Origin of the sequence: Leptospira perolatii (genome assembly GCF_002811875.1) — a bacterium.
GTDB classification, from domain to species: domain Bacteria; phylum Spirochaetota; class Leptospiria; order Leptospirales; family Leptospiraceae; genus Leptospira_B; species Leptospira_B perolatii.
The window spans coordinates 1-19712 of sequence record NZ_NPDZ01000001.1 but is presented as its reverse complement, the minus strand read 5'-3'; the positions used below and the strand labels follow the sequence as shown (position 1 = coordinate 19712).

20 protein-coding genes and 1 tRNA gene are annotated in these 19712 nt (G+C 41.9%); 9 read left to right on the top strand and 12 right to left on the bottom strand.

All coding sequences use genetic code 11. From position 1 onward, the window contains the following. Window positions 1-52: 52 nt before the first annotated feature. A complete protein-coding gene (locus CH373_RS00100) occupies window positions 53-1321 on the bottom strand; it encodes a porin (RefSeq protein ID WP_100711922.1) in 1269 nt (422 codons plus the stop codon). A 104-nt stretch (window positions 1322-1425) separates the two neighbouring features. On the opposite strand from CH373_RS00100, the gene CH373_RS00095 reads away from it, so the two are divergent. After that, window positions 1426-3231: a monovalent cation:proton antiporter-2 (CPA2) family protein gene (locus CH373_RS00095; RefSeq protein WP_100711921.1), complete on the top strand. Its 1806-nt coding sequence runs from the start codon at window positions 1426-1428 to the stop codon at window positions 3229-3231. Between the two features lie 42 nt (window positions 3232-3273). Here the strand turns inward: CH373_RS00095 and CH373_RS00090 are convergent, their stop codons facing one another. Beyond that, entirely contained in the window at window positions 3274-4185 is a 912-nt protein-coding gene (locus tag CH373_RS00090) for a VOC family protein (RefSeq protein WP_100711920.1), read from the bottom strand. Window positions 4186-4489: 304 nt separating this feature from the next. Beyond that, window positions 4490-4561 (bottom strand) — tRNA-Gly (locus CH373_RS00085). A 62-nt stretch (window positions 4562-4623) separates the two neighbouring features. Here CH373_RS00085 and CH373_RS00080 point away from each other — a divergent pair. Then, the gene (locus CH373_RS00080; protein ID WP_125169881.1) at window positions 4624-6159 is read left to right on the top strand and encodes a carboxypeptidase M32; all 1536 of its coding nucleotides are present in this window, start codon (window positions 4624-4626) and stop codon (window positions 6157-6159) included. Next, on the top strand, window positions 6156-6494 hold the full coding sequence (locus CH373_RS18540) for a FliG C-terminal domain-containing protein (protein WP_125169838.1): 339 nt from the start codon (window positions 6156-6158) through the stop codon (window positions 6492-6494). Before CH373_RS00080 ends, CH373_RS18540 begins: the two co-directional genes overlap by 4 nt. 189 nt (window positions 6495-6683) lie before the next feature. Here CH373_RS18540 and CH373_RS00075 read toward each other — a convergent pair whose 3' ends face one another. The 5 genes from CH373_RS00075 to CH373_RS00055 form a co-directional block, all read right to left on the bottom strand. Then, a complete protein-coding gene (locus CH373_RS00075) occupies window positions 6684-7076 on the bottom strand; it encodes a hypothetical protein (protein ID WP_100711919.1) in 393 nt (130 codons plus the stop codon). Window positions 7077-7204: 128 nt separating this feature from the next. Beyond that, the gene (locus tag CH373_RS00070) at window positions 7205-8029 is read right to left on the bottom strand and encodes a hypothetical protein (protein WP_100711918.1); all 825 of its coding nucleotides are present in this window, start codon (window positions 8027-8029) and stop codon (window positions 7205-7207) included. Then, a complete protein-coding gene (locus tag CH373_RS00065; RefSeq protein WP_100711917.1) occupies window positions 8013-8444 on the bottom strand; it encodes an ABA4-like family protein in 432 nt (143 codons plus the stop codon). The genes CH373_RS00070 and CH373_RS00065 overlap by 17 nt, the downstream gene beginning before the upstream one ends. A gap of 206 nt (window positions 8445-8650) precedes the next feature. After that, entirely contained in the window at window positions 8651-10027 is a 1377-nt protein-coding gene (locus CH373_RS00060) for an FG-GAP repeat protein (RefSeq protein ID WP_100711916.1), read from the bottom strand. 460 nt (window positions 10028-10487) lie between these two features. After that, the gene (locus CH373_RS00055; protein ID WP_100711915.1) at window positions 10488-11864 is read right to left on the bottom strand and encodes an FG-GAP repeat protein; all 1377 of its coding nucleotides are present in this window, start codon (window positions 11862-11864) and stop codon (window positions 10488-10490) included. A gap of 923 nt (window positions 11865-12787) precedes the next feature. Between CH373_RS00055 and CH373_RS00050 the strand changes: the two genes are divergently transcribed. Then, entirely contained in the window at window positions 12788-13429 is a 642-nt protein-coding gene (locus CH373_RS00050; protein WP_100711914.1) for a TetR/AcrR family transcriptional regulator, read from the top strand. A 15-nt stretch (window positions 13430-13444) separates the two neighbouring features. Here CH373_RS00050 and CH373_RS00045 read toward each other — a convergent pair whose 3' ends face one another. Next, window positions 13445-14278, bottom strand: a complete 834-nt coding sequence (locus tag CH373_RS00045) for a PhzF family phenazine biosynthesis protein (protein WP_100711913.1) — start codon at window positions 14276-14278, stop codon at window positions 13445-13447. A 168-nt stretch (window positions 14279-14446) separates the two neighbouring features. Here CH373_RS00045 and CH373_RS00040 point away from each other — a divergent pair, with 168 nt between their 5' ends. After that, the gene (locus tag CH373_RS00040; protein ID WP_100711912.1) at window positions 14447-15094 is read left to right on the top strand and encodes an NADPH-dependent F420 reductase; all 648 of its coding nucleotides are present in this window, start codon (window positions 14447-14449) and stop codon (window positions 15092-15094) included. A 67-nt stretch (window positions 15095-15161) separates the two neighbouring features. On the opposite strand, the gene CH373_RS00035 is transcribed toward CH373_RS00040, so the two are convergent. The 3 genes from CH373_RS00035 to CH373_RS00025 are packed head-to-tail and all read right to left on the bottom strand — an operon-like array spanning window position 15162 to window position 16454. Further along, the gene (locus CH373_RS00035) at window positions 15162-15548 is read right to left on the bottom strand and encodes a DUF423 domain-containing protein (protein ID WP_100711911.1); all 387 of its coding nucleotides are present in this window, start codon (window positions 15546-15548) and stop codon (window positions 15162-15164) included. Continuing rightward, a complete protein-coding gene (locus tag CH373_RS00030) occupies window positions 15529-16131 on the bottom strand; it encodes a hypothetical protein (protein WP_100711910.1) in 603 nt (200 codons plus the stop codon). Before CH373_RS00030 ends, CH373_RS00035 begins: the two co-directional genes overlap by 20 nt. Next, the gene (locus CH373_RS00025; RefSeq protein ID WP_243393235.1) at window positions 16128-16454 is read right to left on the bottom strand and encodes a TRL-like family protein; all 327 of its coding nucleotides are present in this window, start codon (window positions 16452-16454) and stop codon (window positions 16128-16130) included. Before CH373_RS00025 ends, CH373_RS00030 begins: the two co-directional genes overlap by 4 nt. A gap of 144 nt (window positions 16455-16598) precedes the next feature. On the opposite strand from CH373_RS00025, the gene rocD reads away from it, so the two are divergent. The 4 genes from rocD to CH373_RS00005 all read left to right on the top strand — a co-directional run. Next, a complete protein-coding gene (gene rocD, locus CH373_RS00020) occupies window positions 16599-17846 on the top strand; it encodes an ornithine--oxo-acid transaminase (protein WP_100711908.1) in 1248 nt (415 codons plus the stop codon). Window positions 17847-17861: 15 nt separating this feature from the next. Then, a complete protein-coding gene (locus CH373_RS00015; RefSeq protein WP_100711907.1) occupies window positions 17862-18188 on the top strand; it encodes a hypothetical protein in 327 nt (108 codons plus the stop codon). 44 nt (window positions 18189-18232) lie between these two features. Beyond that, window positions 18233-19105, top strand: coding sequence for a polysaccharide lyase (locus CH373_RS00010; RefSeq protein ID WP_100711906.1), 873 nt, complete (start codon window positions 18233-18235; stop codon window positions 19103-19105). A gap of 95 nt (window positions 19106-19200) precedes the next feature. Next, window positions 19201-19712 (top strand): helix-turn-helix domain-containing protein (locus CH373_RS00005; protein ID WP_423789816.1); only part of this gene is annotated, 512 nt, incomplete at its 3' end.

The window sequence follows — 19712 nt, the reverse complement described above, 5'->3', positions numbered from 1 at the left end:
GGAAAAAGATACTTATTATGGGGAATGAAAACTTAAAATGGATACTTAAGTGCTAAATTTTCAGAGATAGGGAGAAAATGAGGAGCCTCTCTTCTCTAGAATGTCCTGAGGAATACGCGAAAATCGGGTCCATCGATCTTCTATATTGGTAGGTAAGCCTAGCTAAAATTGCGGGATCAGGGTTATAGTCCAGGGTCACAGTTCCTCCCCCCGTTTGGAATCCATCCCTAGTGCCGGTAGAAGCGACGACTTGTTCTCTATCGACAAAGCGTTCTATCCGAGTGCCAATTCTCCAATCCTGCAAGAAACGGTAACCTATCCAAAGATTACCGCTGTACCATTGCCTGAACGCGTTACTGTCTTTTTGGATGTAAGTAGGTCCGCTCGGTAGATAAATCAAATCTTTCTCGTAGGCTCTTTCCTGATAGCCCACATCAAAGGAGGCAGCCAAGGTCAAAGAGTCCGAAGGTTTCCATTCGGTGACGAAGTTGTTGTAGTACCTCATCTCCTTTGCAACTTGGCTCGGGTTTTCATTTCCCATGAAAGTATTCCATCTCAGAAAAAAGGTATTCGTAGGCTTCCATTCTATCCTAAAGCCACCGGATACATCTCTGTTGTTGTCAGTGACGATTTGCCACCCGTTGATTACGTGCAATTCAAAGGAAAATTTTTGACCGAGGTCATGATGCAAACGAACACCGCTGATATAGTAGGGCACGTAATCCAGAGAAAGGGATCTAGTGTAAACGAAGTTATCATGGGAAATCCAGGATTCGTATCCTATATGACTTAGATAGATTCCTGCGTCTACCCAGGTAGATTTGCCAAACTTTAAACCGCCGTAGGTTTCTTGCATATTGCGCACCGAAAACTGATTCGAAGTCTTTTCGGTGGTGCTTTCCGCTGCATAATTCGCGTTCACTGAGGTTCCGAACTGTATGGCAACTCTCCCTCTAAATCTTTCCGAAGTGATTGTTCCTTCCAGATGGGCTAGATTGATATTGAACTCGTTGTTCCGGACTGCCTGTGTAGTGAAGTCCCTCTCTCTCGTGTTTCTGGGACGGTTTAGGTTATTATTATAGTATGTATCTATAAAAAAACCAAACTTCGCTTCATAGGGTCCGCTTAATAACTTCCCCTTTTCCTTTTGGTTCGGATTCTCAATTGGTTCGATAGATTTCTTTTCTTTGTCCTGGCTAGACAGTAATTCTTTTTCCGACTCTGAATTCTGGTTCGGACGAGGTATGTCCTTGGTCTGACCGAACAACGAACTACTCAGAATTAGTGAAGTTAAAGCAACGGTGCGGATTAGGAGCTTCATTTTGCGGTCTTCCAGATTGCTAGAATAATTTTGAGTTTGAGTCTAAATTATTCACTTGCGAGATTCTGGAATCGGTCGAATAAATATTCGTTTTCGGTAAGCTCATGCAAGAACAAAATTTAATCTCTACTGCCATTATCTTATTAGGGACAGCTGTTCTGTGCGTTCCTATTTTTAAGAAGTTAGGAATTGGTTCCATCATTGGTTATGTAATTGGAGGAGTACTGATCGGTCCGTTCGGTTTCAGGTTTATTGCGAGCGTAGACCAAATTTTGCATTTTGCAGAATTCGGAGTCGTCCTCCTTCTATTTTTGATCGGATTGGAACTTAGGCCCCAAACTTTGTGGGTGCTTCGAAAACCGGTGTTCGGACTAGGCTCCGCGCAGGTAGGTATGACAGGAGCACTGTTCGCATTTCTTCTAGTTGCAGTCTTTCATTTGTCCTGGGTTCAAGCTCTGATTCTTGGAATTAGTTTGTCACTTTCTTCTACTGCCTTCGCGTTACAGTCTCTTGCTGAGAAAAACCAACTGAATACTTCCTATGGAAGATCCGCTTTTGCTATATTACTTTTTCAGGATTTAGCTGTGATTCCAATCATGGCAGTATTGCCTCTCGCTGCATACACTCCTGAAACAAGCGGACACCATCCAGGTTTCGATTTGGAAAAACTAAGTATTGCGATTGTTGCGATTCTGTTTGTAATCTTGGGTGGAAGATACCTGACACGCCCTCTATTTAGAATCATCGCCTCTTCTAAGAACCACGAAATCTTTGTAGCCTTATCTCTTTTGATTGTGATCGGAATCGCCTTATTGATGGAAAAGGTGGGCTTGTCGATGGCACTCGGTTCTTTTCTGGGCGGAGTTCTTTTGGCCGATTCGGAATACAGACACGAATTGGAAGCAAATTTGGAGCCTTTTAAAGGACTGCTTCTGGGATTATTCTTCTTGGGTGTGGGAATGTCCATGGATTTGGAATTAGTTATACGAAATCCTCTTTTGGTATTTGCACTCGCGGTATCTCTGATCGTGCTTAAGGGGATTATTTTATTTACACTGGGAAGATTCGCGAAACTTGGAAATGAATCTTCGGTGAACCTCTCCATTCATATTTCTCAAGGTGGAGAATTCGCCTTCGTAATCTTAGGAGTAACAGTAAGTTTGCATATTCTGGAACAGAATATTGCGAATTTCGCAATTGTTGTCGTGACGTCTTCAATGGTTTTAACTCCCTTTGTCGCTATACTTAAGGAAAAGTTAATAGATCCATACTTGAGCAATGGTGAGTCCATGGCCCCTGACAAAATCGAAGAGAGAAACAGGGTAATAATAGCCGGATTCGGTAGATTCGGACAAATCATTGCGAGGATGTTGTTTGTTCATAAAATCGGATTTACGGCTTTAGAGCACAATGCAGAGCAAGTGAATATCGCAAGAAAATTCGGTTATAAGATCTATTACGGCGATGCAAGCAGGCTTGATTTGCTGATTTCCGCAGGTGCAGAACAAGCCGACTTTTTTGTGCTAGCAATCCAAGATATGGAGCTTTCACTCAAAGTGGCCGACTTAGTCAGAAAAAATTTTCCCCATTTGAAAATTTTAGCAAGAGCCAGAAATCGGGAGCATTACTTTAATCTGTTGGATTTGGGAATCGAAACGATACGAAGGGATACATTTGCCTCTGCTCTAGAACTTGCCGGAGAGACCTTGGTAGAACTTGGATTTATCCCGTCTATTGTGCAGAGAATTACTGCGAAATTTAGAAAGCATGACGAAGAAACTTTGGCGGGACAGTACAAAGTTAGACACAATGAAAAAGAATTTATTGCATTTTCAAAGAATGCCATTAGGCAGTTGGAGGCCGCGTTTACCGCTGATAATGCGGACGACTTCGAAAAAGAGGCTACTTAAAGTAAGGATTTTATTAAGCGAAGTTATAGTTGGGAATTATGCTCACTTACCATCATAAGCTTTTTGTAAAGCAGCTAGGTCAAATTTTTTCATCGGCAGAAACGCTTGCGTCACTCGGTCCATTTGTTCTCGAGTACCGCCTTCCATCATCTTGGCCATGAGAACCGGCCAAACCTGCCATGATACTCCGTATTTATCTTTTAACCATCCGCACTGTTCTGAATTTGGATCCGCCGAAAGTTTTTCCCAAAAATAATCTATTTCTTTTTGAGTTTCGCAAGGAACTACTAGAGAGATTGCCTCGTTAAAATTGAATTGATGATCGTGAGCACTGTCCATTGCGGCAAACCATTGCTTTAGAATCTGAAAATCGGTAAACATGATTGTTCCTTCTTTGTCAGGTTCCATCCCCTGTGGATAACGAGCGACTAAACCTCGCTTTGAATTTTGGAATAAAGACATATAGAAATTTGTGGCTTCTTCCGCTTTGCCGCATGCCTCCTTTACAAACAGTAATGAAGGAACGATGAACGGCCTTTCTTCTCCATCTGGCTTGGACAAAATCAGCTGCCAGGATACTCCGTATTTGTCCTGGATCCATCCGTACCAGTCACTAAAAGGATATTTGTCCAAAGGCATAAGCGCTGTACCGCCTTTGGATAATTTTTCCCAAAGTGCATCAAGATTGCTCTTTGCATTTTTGTCCTTTGATGGATCGAAGTTGAGAATAAAGGAGATAGAGGGATTGAATTTGAATAAGGGCCCTGCGTTGATCGCCATAAACTGCTGACCAGAAAGTTCGAACGAAATAATATCACAATCACCTGTTGGTGTGGGAACATTATGAATCGCTGAAACATGAGTAATTTTTGAATTTGGAAATAAGGAAGTATAAAATTCCGCTGCCTCTTTGGCTTCTTTATCAAACCATAAATGTATGATGATCTGTTCCATGGGTTGGATTCTAAGCTATTTTAGGTAAACCATCCAACTGTTTTTCTTAGTAAAACCGGACTCGGAAATCGCAACCCTCGCCCTCCGCTGATACATCATTTTGCGGGCAGAGGGACTCGCCCGCTTCGCAATTCGTCTTCGTGACGAATTAAGCTTCGCGGCGTCTCGGCATCGCCTCGCTACATCGTGTAGCTCGATCGGATCGTTTTACGCTCCCTATGGGTCGCTAACGATCCTCACGATACCGATCGTTCGAGTCGTTTGATTTTGCAAATTGGATTTGGGTATCGGAAAAGCAGAATTTTGCGGGCAGAGGGACTCGAACCCTCACTAGAAGCTTGGAAGGCTACTGTGCTAGCCATTACACCATGCCCGCGGATGGATACGGATAGTTTTTTGATGGTGGGGAGGATGTCAATCGAAAAGGATGATTTTTATATGTGGGAAACCGAACTAGGTCAGTGGCAAAAAGAAATGCCTGCTTTTGCAAAGTATCGCCAGGAATTCAACAGAATCCATCAGCTACGAAACGTACTCGGATTGCTTCATTGGGATATGGAGGTCACATTGCCCGCAGATGGCCAGGCAGAACGCGGAGAACAAATTGGCAATCTAGCTGGAATCACCCACGAATCCTTCACGTCAGATCGTTTTAAATCTCTGGTTGAAAAAGCAAAAGAAGAGAACGAAAAGAAAAGTTTTCCCGGAAGCGAAATTAGAAATAAAGAGTTGGAAGTCCTACAAAAAGATCTGGATCGAGCATATCGATTGCCCGCGTCGTGGGTGGAAGAGTTTACAAAAGTCTCAAGCAATGCTCATTCGATTTGGGCGGAGGCTAGAAATAAAAACGATGCATCTTCCTTTTTGCCCGTGCTAGAACGAATCTTAGGACTGGTCTTTCAAAAGACTGAATATTTAGGATACGATACTGAACCTTACGATGCTTTACTCGAAGAGTACGAACCGGGCGCTAGAGCAAAAGATTTGGATGCTTTGTTCGGTGAACTCAGATCTTCGCTGGTTCCTCTGATTCAAAAAGGAAAGGATGTCTCGAGTCCGTTCCATGGAAACTTTCCAAAAGAAAATCAGATTCCTTTCAACAAATCTCTACCAGTTCTATTAGGACTTTCTAAATCGATGCACAGGCTTGATTCGAGCGAGCATCCATTTTCCACTTCTTTAGGATCCAAAGATAAAAGAATTACAACAAGATACGATGAATCTGATCCGATCTCGTCCGTTTTTTCAGTTCTTCATGAGACGGGTCACGCAATGTATGAGGCAGGGATTTCAGAGATGGGAGGAAGTCCTTCTCCGATAAAGGATTCGGTTTCTCTCGGAGTTCACGAATCTCAAAGCAGACTCTGGGAAAATCAGGTTGGAAGATCGAAGGAGTTTTGGGAAGCGATCTATCCGAATTTTTTGACGGCGACAAATCTCTCTGAAAAGTCGCTTCCTTTTTCAAGATTGTTTTCGTACGTAAACAAGTCTGTGCCTTCCTTAATACGGGTGGAAGCAGATCAACTTACTTACAATCTGCATATTATTCTAAGATTTAGAATTGAAACCGCACTCTTCAGAAAAGAGATAAACATCAAAGATATATCTTCTATTTGGAAAGTAGAAATGCGGGAATTATTAGGAGTAACAGTACCTGATGACTCACAAGGTTTTCTCCAAGATGTGCACTGGAGCGGTGGAGCATTCGGCTATTTTCCTACCTATACTCTCGGAAATATTTTTGCGGCACAATTGTTTTCCGCTTTTTTAAAGCAAAGTCCGGAATTTACAAATCAACTTAAGTCTTCGAACGCTTCCCTTCTTGTTTCTTGGCTCCGAGAGAACGTGCATTCTAAGGGTAGATTATTAACAGTGAACGAACTTATCGAGAAAGCGACCGGAGAAAAGCCGAGTTCTAAATACTTGGTCGAATATCTTTCTAACAAAATTAAAGAACAGGATGAATTGAAATGAGTCACGGTGATAAGGAAGATCTGACACTCAAGACTTTTGAAGAAATCTCGTACTTCGATAACCTAGCACTTTATTATTTATGTAACGAAACGCCTCCACAGACTTTGGCATTGGCTTTTTTGATAGCGGATAAGAAAGTATGCGGCTCTATGTTAGGTGTAATGGAACCTAAGAGAAGAGAGTTTGTTCATGAACTCATGGCAAAGCAGAAAGATGCACCTGAAGAAAAAAAGACTGCAGCGGCTCAAGGGTTACTGATCATCGCGGAAAATTTATTAACCAGAAATTTAGTACGCAAGCAAGGTAAATACTATTACGGAGTGAAAAAGGACTAAGAGTCGCAAACCGATCGACAGTATCGATTCAAGCTTGCTCCTTCGATTTTCCGTTCCCGACTTAACTGGAATCTAAAACAATATCTGCTAATACATTAGAAAATCATTTCGTTAGTATCGTTGGAGATAGAAATCCAGAAGTTACGCTTCCCGGGCTAAACATTAAATCAGCATCCCAGCAATTCGCATTCACTGTATCAAATCGAACGTAAAGTATGTAGGCTTCCGCTCCGGAAAATGTAGGTTCTCCCCAAAGGTGTTTTCCATTCCTAAAGTATTTACCTTGGAACCAAGGTTGATCGGTTCAGACCAGTCAAATCCGTTCCATTCCACGTAATACAGATCGGTGTTCCATTCCAAACCAGGATCGCTAGTGTGGCCCGGTAGTATTCTTCCAGTAGAACAAGCAGAAGGGTTCGGAGATCCTCCAAGCAGCACTAAGGGTGCAAAATGGCTGTGCAAAAAGTAAATTCTATCTCCGGCCTTATTTATAAATACGCTGTCAGTGTAACCTGGTTTAAGGTCTTCGATTATGCTAGGTCGAAATCGTTCCGATGCGGCGTACAAGAATTCTAATACCATCTCCTGATTTTATTTTTCCCTGGTACTGCAGGATGTAATAAAAAACAAAATTAATAATATTTTATAAAAACGCAATGCGTAGCGAAGCATCTTATAAAAAATATATCACTTATCTGTAAGTCAAGACATTACATTTTATAAAATATCGACACACCTAACAGTGCTAACACGAACATGCTAACGTTTAAGCTGCCGAAAAGGATGGCAAAAATAGTCACCGACTTATTTCCAAGGTTCCATTTTTTTGCTACTAATGAAAAGATTGGAATAATTTGAAGTGAATGAATTCCGAAAAAGTGTGCGATTCTAAGGTCACCACCGTTTACGCTCCAGTTCATAAACGGAATTCCAGGGCCTCCGTCGGGTACTCCAACGGAATGCGCCTCTCTGCCAGACATGGTTCCGCCTACAATACATGCAAAAACGAATAACCAAAGTGCAATTCGAATCGCAGTTCTTAAATCAGAAGAAATATCATTTGCGGAAGTTTTGAATTTCTTCTGGATCAAAATCGCAACAGGAATTTGTGCAAATGCAAAGACCCCCATGGCTTTATAGATACCCGAGTCTAGTAAAGTGGATTCGTTATAGTGAGAGTGGACTCCCCGTCCCGCCTGAATAGAAATTAGTACCAGTTCCATAATCATGGAAATTACTACGACTATCTCGGCTCTATTTACGAATTTAGTTTCGGATTTTAGAAGATTTAGAATAATTCCCATCGTCCAGAGATAGATCCAAATCGAGATGGAGAACTTCGTGGGCTTGATCCAAGTATTGACCCCGCCTACGATTCTATCATCGACACTTAGCAAGACGAGGAATATTGGAAAGGTAAGAACGGAAAAGAGTCCAAGATAAAAAGATACAGGTCGATCTATCCTGAATGTATTCAGGAATTCTAAAATACTTTGAAATGGAGATTGTTCGGCTGAATTAGATGCCGTCGTCATATCGCTTTCCTTTTGTTAGGCGGACAATATAAAACAGCAAAAATCCTATTGGACCGAGCATGAATGTTAAGAACAGGCAAGGGATCAGCACCCATCTTGGAATTCCTAAAGCTTCCGCTTCTTTTGTTTCCCAAATACCGAGAAACAAATCGAATGCAAGATAATGAATCCAGCCTGCAAGCAAAACCCACTGATTCTGAAAGAGTAGAGCAACTCCAGGAAGGGAAGAGAATCCTCCTTCACTTCTACCGAAGTTAAATAGAATAATAAAAAGGTAGATTACGGAAAGAGCTCCAGACCATAGACCGCTCCGCACCAATAACTTTGTAATTTTTGTATTGGGAAGGATGGCTAGTAATAACCAGCCGATTGCTGCGAATGGATTTGCGATGGAAAAAACGATTTCTGGTGTCATATATTTCCTCAAATTTTGTCAGTCGCTTAATCTTCACGACTTGCATGTACTTTGATGTTTCAGTTGGTAACATATAGTGTTACCACTGTCAACATTTTTGCAAAAATTCTAGGAATAAAAATGGCCCGTCTTGGTGAAAGGACCCTTTGCACCATAGACGGCCGTGATAAAGGAAATGAGAAATCTAGTGATTTAGATGCAATTGATTACTCTGTGCGCTCCACCACAAAAACAGCCCCGCTTGCGGATTTGCTATTGTCGGTAGGATCTCCGTTGATTTCGGTTGAGCCACCATCTTCACCAGGTGCACCGACAACTATTGTATTTCCACTGATTGCTACTGAATTGCCGTACATGTCTGCAGTTTCGATTACGGTTCCTTTTAGCATGTGGTCTAAATCCCAGCTAACTGAGCCATCGCTTCCTTCTTTACGCTCAAAGATAAACGCAGCACCACTGTCAAGTGCGTTATTGTTATCCTGGCTCGAATCTTCCACAGCACTGTCTTCAAATGGGGCACCTATTGTTACAAGATTTCCTGAAATTGCGACGGTGACCCCAAATAGGTCATTTGTGTCAGGATATACTGCGTTGAGCGTCTTTTCGTTTATCCAATTATTGTTGATGAATCTATAAACAAAAGCAGCTCCGGCACTCTGCACAGTGCTATCCCCGCGGGGTGCGTTGTAATAAGGAGCTCCTACAACGATCGAATTTCCGTCAATTCCTACGGAACTTCCGAAAAAACCACCTTGAGGTGACATTAGAGAGAATGCAAGATTCCAAGTGCCTGCATCATTCCTTTCAAAAATGTGAGCAGATGCTTTGTCTCCGAGTGGAGATCCGATTACTAATCTATTTCCACTCATACTGACCGAAGTTCCAAACCATTTTGCCTCAGCTAAGAATGGTGACTTCAAAGCAATTCGATGAGCAAACGTTGGAGAGGTTGGCCCTTTCTCCATTAAGTAGGTGCGACCTGCAGACAAAATACTGGAATCGTTCACTAGGATTTCCTCGTTCGGAGAACCGATCGCTACCCAGGTTCCAAATATTGCAATGGAATTTCCGAAATGAGTGTTTGCCTTGGGTTCTGTAGCGTGAACTACCTGAACTAAATCTAGTGTTCTTGATTGCTGATCGTAACTATAAACATAGACAGTTCCACTTCCAGTGACAGAGCTTGAATAATTTTCAAAAGGTGCTCCAATCAGGATGTAATTTCCGTAAATCGCTACGCTTGCACCAAAAGCTGCATTTGCCTGTGGACTTGGGGTTTTGATGAATTGACCTTCCTGCCAGATCCCATCAGCATTCTTAAAAAATAAGTAAGCCGCACCTGATCCGGGAGCTTCATTATCAGAACCCGAATTCGGTGGATTAATTCCTCCTTTGGAGCTCGACTCGAAAGGGCTTCCTGCCACCATTAATCCTCCCTGTACCGCGATACCTCCTCCTCCAAAACGATCATTCGCATCCGAGTTATGAACTTTGACGTAAAAGCGAAGCGCGTATCGCAACGAGTCATCGCAGGCAAATAGCGCGAGCAACGCTACCAACATAAAATATTTCGAAAATTTCATTCCGAGACCTCTTTAAATTATTTGTAATATTCTTCCCTCGGTAAATTCCGAGAGTTAAACTTAGAACAGATTTACTCTTGTTAATTTGATCAAAAAATTTCTTATGTAGAAATTTTTGTTAAAATAAGTAATGAAACTTTAATTAATGAATTAATAAATTATAATGTATCTATGCACCTAATTCATATTAGGTTATATTGTGATTATCTTAGGATAGGATTGGGTCGAGCAGAGAAAAAAAATTTCATTTTGCGATTTTTAATTTGTGACGCAGGTTACTTTTTGATTTTGTAAATTTCTGATCCATCCGTATTGTGATCGGAATTTGCATAAAGGCAAACACGCCCACGAAATTGTAACTCAAGGGATGAAAAAAGGCCGCCTTGGTGAAAGTACCCTTAGCACCATAGACGGCGTCTGATAAAGAAAATGAGAAATCTAGTGATTTAGATGCAATTGATTACTGTGTGCGCTCCACAACAAAAGCTGCTCCACTACCACTTTTGCTATTATCGGCAGGGTCACCGTTGATGCCTGTTCCACCACCGTCTTCACCAGATGCACCGATTGCTATCGTGCTTCCGCTGATTCCTACGGATGACCCATACAGGTCTCCGGCCTCTATTACAGTTCCTTTTAACATATAATCAAGATCCCAAGTAACTGTTCCGTTAGATTCTTTGCGCTCGAAGATGAATACGGCTCCACTGTTTGGCGCATTATTGTTATCTTGATAACCATAATCTTCTACTGCGCTGTCTTCAAGGAGGGCTCCTACTGCTATAAGATTTCCCGAAATAGCAACCTTGCCTCCGAAGTTATCGTCTGTATCCGGGTAAACGGGGTAAACCATAGCCTCTCTTTGCCAATCTCCGTTGGTGAACTTATAAGTGAAAGCGACTCCTGCTCCAGGAGCAGTTCCACTCCCGCGCGGGGCATCATAATTAGGAGCTCCGACAACTATTATATCCCCGTCGATAGCAACCGAAGATCCAAAGTGACCACCGTATTGATTGATAAGGGAACGCTTGAGAGACCAAGCACCTGCATCATCACGCTCATAGATATGGATCGCAGCATAGTCTCCAATTGGAGATCCTACTACCAATCGTCTGCCGCTCATTGAAACAGAGTTACCAAAATATTTGGATTGGTCAATGTAAGGAGAATCTAAAGTTGCGCGGTGAGTAAACCAGCGAGCGGTCGGCCACTTTTCAAACAAGTAAGTACGACCCGAATCGAAAATCGTATAGTTGTTCACAACGATGTCGTGCTGTGGGGCTCCGATTGCAAGCCAGGTATCATATACTGTAATTGAAGAACCAAAGTGTGCGTTTGCTTGTGGCTCGACGGGTATGATTGTGTGAACCCAATCAAGCACTCTTGTTTGCGGATCGTAATAATAAACGTAAACGGCACCAGCTCCTGGAACTGAGGACGAATAATTTTCGTACGGTGCACCGACCAGGATGTAGTTTCCTTGGATCGCTACGCTAGCTCCAAAGTTCGCACCCTGCATAGGGATCCCGGCTTTCATGAACGCTCCTTGCTGCCAGTATCCTGATTCGTTTTTGAAGAATAGGTACGCAGCTCCGGAATTTCTGGTATTGTTATCAGAGCCTGAATTCGGAGGGTTAACTCCTCCTTTAGAGCTTGCTTCGTGTGGACTACCTACAACCATCAAGCCTCCCTGGATCGCGATGCCTCCTTCACCAAGACCATCACCAGCATCAGAATTATGAACTTTGATGTAATCACGCCGAGTATATCTTTGCGAGTCATCACATGTGATCAGTGCAAAAAGCACGAACACGAGAAAAAATTTTGAGAATTTCATTCAGAGACCTCTTTTCAATCATTCGTTTTCTTTTTCCGTCGGTAGATTCCGAGGGTTAAACTTAGAACAAATTCACCTTTGTTAATTTGATTAAAAAATATCTTAGGCAGAAATTTTTGTTAAAAGAAGTAACGTAACTCTAATTAATGAATTTAAAAATTAGAATTTAGATATTCACCTAATATCTGTTAGTTGGATATTGTAACTATTTTGAAATAGAATGTGGTCGGGCAAAGAAAAGAATGTCCTCCTAGTCAAATGATTTCATTCGACCAGGAGGACAAAAGCGATCGGTTTTTGAAAACAAATGTGTGCCAGCTCAAAGGAGCTAATTATGGGTTCGCTCTATAATGTAAACGGCCAATTTTCTAAAATTGTTTCCCCTTCGGAGACCCCATGGATACGTTTTTAGAAACAGTTCCCATGCTATTTATTTGATTATTTTTTTCGAAAATTTTATTTTGTTAAAAGAATTAAGGGTTCTAGAGGTAAATAGTTTAAAAAAATTAAGCAGCTAATATATGTTAGCTGGTAGGGAGCTTTCCCCTAAGAATTACCTTGAGAAAATAGACAATTTTCGAAAAACGGGCCGGAGAGAAGGTCTGGATACTAGAAAGTTGATCGTTTTCAACTAACGTATTGGTGTCGATGTTATATTTTCATTTGCTCAATATTTAATGAATTTGCAATCAGGGAGGTCTGCCCAAAGGCTGCACTCCAATCTAACGTATAGAGTCCTCCTTGGTCTTCCTTCAATTTTGAGAAGATTCGTATTTTTTCTGTCTGAATTCGGCAAAAAGCTCAAAGCGACGTCCTACAATGGCTAAGGACCCTGAAAATTTGCCTTGCTTGATTTAGAGCACCAATCAATGTTACTATTGGTAACACTGGCACTAAGCCTCAGGCTTAGCTTTCGAATTAAGATGGCTGTTAAGAAAAAGGGAAAGAAAGTTCAAGGATCTTACCACCACGGCAGCCTGGCAGAGACTCTAAAGTCTCTTGCTCTCAAAAGATTAGGGGAGAGCAAAGATTCTGATTTTACGATTCGAGAAATCGCCAGAAAGGCTCAGGTTAGCCATGCGGCAGCTTATAGGCATTTTCCGTCCAGACGGGACTTACTGGCTGAGCTTTCAAAAGACGGCTTTATCGCGATCACAAAGTCGTTTGAGGAAGCCGAAAGGAGCGCGAACCCAGATGACGCCATTGACCAACTAAAAAAAATTGGCGTCGCCTACGTGACGTTTTGCGTAAGGAATCCGGGTTACTATCGTGCAATGTGGCATACTGACTTGGGTCCGAAAGATGATCTTCCGGATTTGATGGAAGCTGGAAAAAATTCCTTTTTAAAACTTTGGGATACAGTTCTCAAATGTAAAGAAGAGGGAAGAACAGATTTGGAAGCGCAGGATTTGTCCGCAGCGTGTTGGTCCCTAGTACACGGGTTATCCGTATTATTAAATGAAAACCTCCTGTCTAATCCTTTGATTCAATTCGATAAAAGCAACGCGGAGCAAATCGCAGAAAGAATTATCTCTATTCATATGCATGGAATTGCTAAACGTTAAGTGCTTTGCTCAATCTTAGAGGTAGAATTCTCCCTTTAAATAAAATGCGCAACTCCCGCCGATACTGACTCTTTCTCCCAAATCCTCGCAGATCAATAACCCTCCTCTTTCAGAAGCCTGAAACGCGAGTAGTTTACTTTTTCCTAATCTTTTGGACCAGAGCGGAATCAAAGTGCAATGGGCGGATCCTGTTACTGGGTCTTCAGGAATTCCTTTTGCGGGCGCAAAATATCTGGAGACGAAATCGTATTCGTTTTTCGAGTCTGCGGGAGCAGTAGCGATGATTGAAGGGAAAGGAATATTCTTTATGGCTTCGAAATTCGGCTTTAAGTTTCGAAGCTCCGTTTCGTCCTTAAAGATAAAGACAGCACTCCGAGATTCGAGGACTTCTCTAGGCCTTGACTCAAAGCAGTCTAGCATTAAGTCGCTGATTTGCATTTCTTGAGTTTTATAAGATGGGAAATCAAGATAGAGCATTTCTCCTTTTTGCCGAACCTGCATAATTCCACTTTTCGTGAAAAAACGAAGTGTATCTATCTGAGAGACAAAGTCTTGACCTTCTTGGTCGGCGCCGCATTCGAAAATAGAATACGCTGTTGCCAAGGTTGCGTGTCCGCAAAGATCTACTTCCACTTTAGGAGTGAACCATCGCAGGTCGTATTCTCCAGGTAACGCCCTTGGTCTGAAAAAAGCGGTTTCGGCGAGATTGTTCTCCGCCGCGATTTGAATCAGAATTTTATCGGGCAGCCATTCTCCGGACCAAGGTACTACCGCGGCAGGATTTCCTTTGAAAAGTACATCGGTAAATGCATCGATTTGAAATATGCGATAAGACTTTCTTGTGTGCACTAAAACCTTCCTTTTATCAGGTAAAAGAATAACTTTTTTTCTTTAGTGAAGGAACATACAGATTCAAAAAGATTTTCCGATACAATATTTGGCTTTATAACTAAATTATTCTTCCATAAAATAAGATTTTCTATTCTCTTTAATCGCTACCGAGGAGTGTGCTTGTCTATGAAATTCGGAATTATTGGAACAGGTTCGGTTGGTCAGACGATTGGGACCAGGCTTGTAAAAAATGGGCATGAAGTTAAAATGGGCTCCCGAGCTGCAGGAAATGAGAAGGCGGTCGAATGGATTCGGGAGGTAGGAGGAAAATCTAGCGAAGGCAGTTTCAAAGATTGTGCGCAGTTCGGAGAAATTTTATTTAACTGTACGAAAGGCGAACATTCGGTCGAGGCACTTACCGCCGCAGGTTCGGATTCCTTGTCTGGAAAAATTCTGATCGATGTCTCGAACCCTTTAGATTTCTCCAAGGGATTTCCACCTTCTTTGCTTATTTCAAATACAAATTCGCTCGGTGAAACAATTCAGGATGAATTTCCCGGAACATTTGTCGTAAAAACTTTGCACACGGTTAATGCATCTTTAATGGTCAATCCATCCTTGCTGCCTGGAGAGCATGACTTGTTTATATGCGGAAATAGTGATTCAGCAAAGGGCCGCGTAAAGGAACTCCTTCAAAAAGAGTTTGGTTGGAAGAACATTTTGGATCTAGGAAATATTACAAACGCTAGAGCTACGGAGATGCTGTTACCTCTTTGGGTAAGGCTTTACGGGGTATTCCAAAATCCGTTGTTCAATTTGCATATCGTAAAGTGAATTCGAATCAGCCGAACGATTTGATATTCTGAAAGATCGCTTTCTTTAGATTACTGGTTTTCGATTGCTATTTGCTGCGAGAAAATGCAACGACGGAAATGGAAATCCATCCGGCGAGAAAACAGAGTCCGCCAATCGGGGTAATTGCTCCCAAGATTTTTACTCCGGTAATTGAAAGAATATAAAGAGACCCGGAAAAGAATATGATTCCGGTTGAAATTAACCAAAATCCCAAGCGAATCCAAAATGATTCACGATATTTATCCGAGATTGCGATCACGAACATTACGATTGCATGAAGTAGATGATATTTAGTCCCCGTTTCGAAAACCGACATTAATTCTGGAGAAATTACCGATTTCAGGCCATGAGCTCCAAATGCTCCAATTGCTACTCCTAAAAATCCAAATATTCCTGCGAGAAAGAGTGGTAGATTAAAATTTTTGGATTCCATAACTCCTAAACCGAATGCATTTTTTTCTGAAAATACCGAGCACGTAAGAGGTATTTTCGATATCTAATCGACTGTCAAAAAGAGCTTGGATATCGTGCGCCTCCATTTGCTCTTTCAATTCTTCATAAAAACTTTTTGGACCGAAAACAAAACTGATCGGAACATAGGCGTCTCTACTACCTTGTTTTAGAGGTAGAACGATGGAGACGCCTGACTGGCAACCTTTACTATCTCCTGCAAATCGAACGATGCGATATTTCGACCAATCCCAGCCATCTAAGGTAGCATGGAACATATCTTTAAAAGGTAAAGAAGTAGTGGATCGAATCCAACCATCGAATCCAAAAGTCTTCAGTTTTGTGGAACTTGCTCCATAGTGAATAGATGGATCCCGAAAATTTGCCCCATTTACGTGAACATCATTCTCCAAGGAAAGTCCGATACCTGCAGGATAAGGCTCGGGGTTTCTACGCACGAGAGCTCGATTTCCGCCAGTGCTAGTATTACAAAAAGATAAAGAACAAATTTCTATTGAGAAAAACAATAGTAATAGAACTTTACTTTTCTTAAATGAAAGGTTCATTCTTTTTTAAGTAATCTTTGAGGAAGTTTTACTCCCATGCCCGAAACTCTCGTACATTTTTCGAAATAGAGTCCGAATAGGAAAGATTTCAGAAAGTAGTCTGTTTGAACATCGTAAAGTAGATCGGCCTTGTCCTTGATCGCGTTTTGAACGGCAGCCTCGTAACTTTCATCCCCGGTATAGACTAGCCATAAATAGCTGGTTCCACAGGATTGTCCTTCTAGTCTGCCCACCGGGTCCATTCCACGGATGTCGGAATAACTCTGAGAGTAGTACCAACCCGGCGATTTCAAGTTAGTGTACAAACAGGAAGAAAGGAACATAACACAAATGAATGCGAAGAGAATTCTCGCTTTCCAGTTGGAAACTTTTATCATCCCTTAATTTTCATGAAGTTATAACACAAAAGTCAAGGGAAAATCAGAAATCTCCTTGTAGGTATGCTTCTACGTTAAAAACAGGTATCGATGTCTAAACAATCGACTCATTCGTACTTTGATTTAGAAAAAACTTACGGAGCATTTAATTACGAACCTTTGCCGGTCGTGCTCGAACGGGGTAGCGGGATTTTTCTTTGGGACACTGACGGAAGAAAATATTTTGATTTCTTGTCTGCTTACAGCGCCGTAAACCAAGGTCACTGCCATCCTAGAATTATTGAAACTTTACGAACTCAGTCGGAAAGATTGACTTTGACATCCAGAGCTTTTCATAACGATCAACTTGGTCCTTATGAAAAATTTATGTGCGAAACCTTTTCTTATGACCGTATCCTCCCGATGAACACTGGGGTCGAGGCATCGGAGACTTCGGTAAAGCTGACTCGTAAATGGGGTTACAAAGTTAAGGGAATTGAAAAGGATAAAGCAAAGATTGTTTTTGCCGCCGGAAATTTTTGGGGAAGATCAATCGGAGCAATCTCTGCATCTACTGATCCCCTGAGTCGTAACGATTTCGGCCCGTTTGTTCCGGGTTTTGTAATTATTCCTTTTAATGATACCGAAGCCTTGTCCAAGGCACTCGAAGATCCGGACGTTGTAGGTTTTATGGTTGAGCCGATCCAAGGTGAAGCTGGCGTCATCGTCCCGGACGAAGGTTATCTAAAAAAAGTCAGAAAGATTTGCACGGAAAAAAACGTATTATTAATTTTTGATGAAGTTCAAACTGGACTCGGAAGGACTGGTAAGCTGTTAGCGTGCGATCATGAAAACGTAAAGCCAGACATATTGGTGTTAGGGAAAGCTTTATCCGGCGGGACGATACCAGTCTCTGCTGTGTTGGCTTCTAACGAAGTAATGCTTACTCTGAAACCTGGAGAACACGGTTCCACATTCGGCGGAAATCCTTTAGGCTGTGCTGTGGCAAAAACAGCGATCAGCGTTTTGCTCGAGGAAAGACTGCCAGAGAATGCAATGGAAAGAGGCTCAGAATTTAGAGCTCATATGCATCAGTTGCAAAAGTCTTATTCGAATCAAATAAGAGAAGTAAGAGGAAAAGGACTCTTGAATGCAGTAGAGTTTTTTCCAGGAAAAGAAGGTCCAGTAGCAAAGAAAATCTGTTTAGACTTAATCAAAGTCGGAGTACTTGCAAAGCAGACCCATGATCATACTGTCAGGTTTGCACCGCCTCTCTGCATTTCGAAATCGGAAATGCAGGAAGCTTGCGGGCTAATCCTAGAATCGATCAGTAAAAATCTTGACGATTCTGCGAAATAGAGACTTTTAATTTGCATGCAGGCAGATGACAAATACATACGTGTCTGGAAAAAACTGAGTGTAAGCCAAGTTTCTTCTCAACTAATGATCATTGATGATCTGTACGGAACTTGCGCAAACTGCAAGCATTTGGGCCTCAATTATGTTAAAGATAAAAGCTGTCCAAATTGCGGAGCTAAGTTTAAATATTTAGCGACAAACTTAAAAGCTCCTGGAGACATCGCAAAAGTTCTAGCTCGAATCGAAAAAGAAGGACTAGACTTTATCTTAATCGATCGCGAAGATTATAATCTTTCAAAAGCAAAAGACGCCGTTAAGGACTTATTCAAATCTAGCGAATAAATAATTTACTAAATCTTTCGATTCTATGCTATACTAATGATCTCATGTTTTCTCGTACGAAGATTGCGGGAATTGCAATCGTTGCAGTTTTATTTTTTTCGATTTCTTGCGTAACTAAAATAAATGAAAAAGAAGATAGGACATCCTTTTGGGAAGGAGTATCCTCCTACTTAATCGCAGCGGACTGTTCAGCAAAACTTGCAAAGCCTCAAGCGGGAAGAGTTTATACGACTGGCTTTGAGTCAGTATCTGAGTTTTCACAGTTCTATATAGTACCGCAAAATTATCAAAATGCAGCCAGCCATGAATTAAGCTCTTCGGTGGCAAGATCCGGGAACGCTCATCATTCCTGGATTTATGCAAACGGACCTTCTTGCCCTCCTTGGATCAATTGTAATCACAGAGGATATCCTACGATCCAACTTCATAAAACTGCACAAGGTGGATTTAGGACTCCTATTTATTTGGAGCTTTATGCCTATATAGATGCAACGATTAGTGCAGGAGAGTGGTTCAGTTTTGCCACATTAACTCCCGATGCGTCTGATGCCTGGGCAAGAACTGTTTTAGTCAATTTAGGAAATCTTAATTTAGGCGGCGGAAATTTTATGCATTTAATGCATGTTCCGGTGCAAGGAAGGAGCGACTGGGACTTTCAAACTTCTCCTACAAATTCTCCTACGCCTTTTCCTTTTCAGCAGTGGGTTAGATTGGAGGTCTGTCTGGATTTAGATCCGACTGCAGGTTTTGCAAAAGTAAGACAAGACGGCGTTAAGGTATCCGAGGCGAAAGTGCAGGGTGGTTGTGGAATCTTAGAACAAGCACACTTCGGATTGTACGCACCTCCGAATCTTTCTTCTGGCAATTTCTATAATGACGACCTGACGATTTCTGAAGTAGCGAGTTGTCCATTTTGAGTTTGGCCCCACCCTGGGTATGAACCGGAGACATGGGTAACAGAATAGACCGGGAACATAGGTAACACTAAACAAACGCAAAGGAGGACAAGCCTTTGCCGTGGAAAGAGGTGCGACCGATGGACGAGAAGGTTAAGTTTATTGCTGCCGTGGTAGATGGAATGATTTCCATGAGCAGCTTGTGCGAGACATTTGGAATCAGTAGAAAAACCGGTTACAAATGGATCAATAGGTATAGAGAAGAAGGTCCCGAGGGCTTGCTAGATCGAAGTAAGACCCCTCATTCAAATCCCAACAGCATAAGTTTTGCGAAAGAAAGAATGATTCTTACGGTTCGCAAAAAACATCCCACATGGGGCCCAAAAAAGATCCTGGCTGTATTAGAAAATCATCATCCTGAGTTGGAATGGCCGGCTGCCAGCACAATAGGAAGCCTGCTTAAGAGAAGAGGATTGGTTTCTCCCAAGAGAAGGAAGTCCTACATGAACCCATATTCGGAACCTTTCAGGGGCTATGATTTTCCCAATGCTGTTTGGTGTGCTGATTTCAAAGGGGATTTCAAGACACGTGATGGCATTCGATGTTACCCACTGACAATCACAGACGG

Excerpts from the sequence above, each read along its gene's own strand:
- CH373_RS18540 (WP_125169838.1), top strand. The coding sequence starts at position 6,156 with ATGAGTCACGGTGATAAGGAAGATCTGACACTCAAGACTTTTGAAGAA.
- CH373_RS00050 (WP_100711914.1), top strand. The coding sequence starts at position 12,788 with ATGGCTGTTAAGAAAAAGGGAAAGAAAGTTCAAGGATCTTACCACCAC.
- CH373_RS00100 (WP_100711922.1), bottom strand. The coding sequence starts at position 1,321 with ATGAAGCTCCTAATCCGCACCGTTGCTTTAACTTCACTAATTCTGAGT.
- CH373_RS00090 (WP_100711920.1), bottom strand. The coding sequence starts at position 4,185 with ATGGAACAGATCATCATACATTTATGGTTTGATAAAGAAGCCAAAGAG.
- CH373_RS00070 (WP_100711918.1), bottom strand. The coding sequence starts at position 8,029 with ATGACGACGGCATCTAATTCAGCCGAACAATCTCCATTTCAAAGTATT.
- CH373_RS00055 (WP_100711915.1), bottom strand. The coding sequence starts at position 11,864 with ATGAAATTCTCAAAATTTTTTCTCGTGTTCGTGCTTTTTGCACTGATC.
- CH373_RS00035 (WP_100711911.1), bottom strand. The coding sequence starts at position 15,548 with ATGGAATCCAAAAATTTTAATCTACCACTCTTTCTCGCAGGAATATTT.
- CH373_RS00025 (WP_243393235.1), bottom strand. The coding sequence starts at position 16,454 with ATGTTCCTTTCTTCCTGTTTGTACACTAACTTGAAATCGCCGGGTTGG.
- rocD (WP_100711908.1), top strand. The coding sequence starts at position 16,599 with ATGTCTAAACAATCGACTCATTCGTACTTTGATTTAGAAAAAACTTAC.
- CH373_RS00040 (WP_100711912.1), top strand. The coding sequence starts at position 14,447 with ATGAAATTCGGAATTATTGGAACAGGTTCGGTTGGTCAGACGATTGGG.
- CH373_RS00010 (WP_100711906.1), top strand. The coding sequence starts at position 18,233 with ATGTTTTCTCGTACGAAGATTGCGGGAATTGCAATCGTTGCAGTTTTA.
- CH373_RS00015 (WP_100711907.1), top strand. The coding sequence starts at position 17,862 with ATGCAGGCAGATGACAAATACATACGTGTCTGGAAAAAACTGAGTGTA.
- CH373_RS00080 (WP_125169881.1), top strand. The coding sequence starts at position 4,624 with ATGTGGGAAACCGAACTAGGTCAGTGGCAAAAAGAAATGCCTGCTTTT.
- CH373_RS00060 (WP_100711916.1), bottom strand. The coding sequence starts at position 10,027 with ATGAAATTTTCGAAATATTTTATGTTGGTAGCGTTGCTCGCGCTATTT.
- CH373_RS00030 (WP_100711910.1), bottom strand. The coding sequence starts at position 16,131 with ATGAACCTTTCATTTAAGAAAAGTAAAGTTCTATTACTATTGTTTTTC.
- CH373_RS00075 (WP_100711919.1), bottom strand. The coding sequence starts at position 7,076 with ATGGTATTAGAATTCTTGTACGCCGCATCGGAACGATTTCGACCTAGC.
- CH373_RS00065 (WP_100711917.1), bottom strand. The coding sequence starts at position 8,444 with ATGACACCAGAAATCGTTTTTTCCATCGCAAATCCATTCGCAGCAATC.
- CH373_RS00095 (WP_100711921.1), top strand. The coding sequence starts at position 1,426 with ATGCAAGAACAAAATTTAATCTCTACTGCCATTATCTTATTAGGGACA.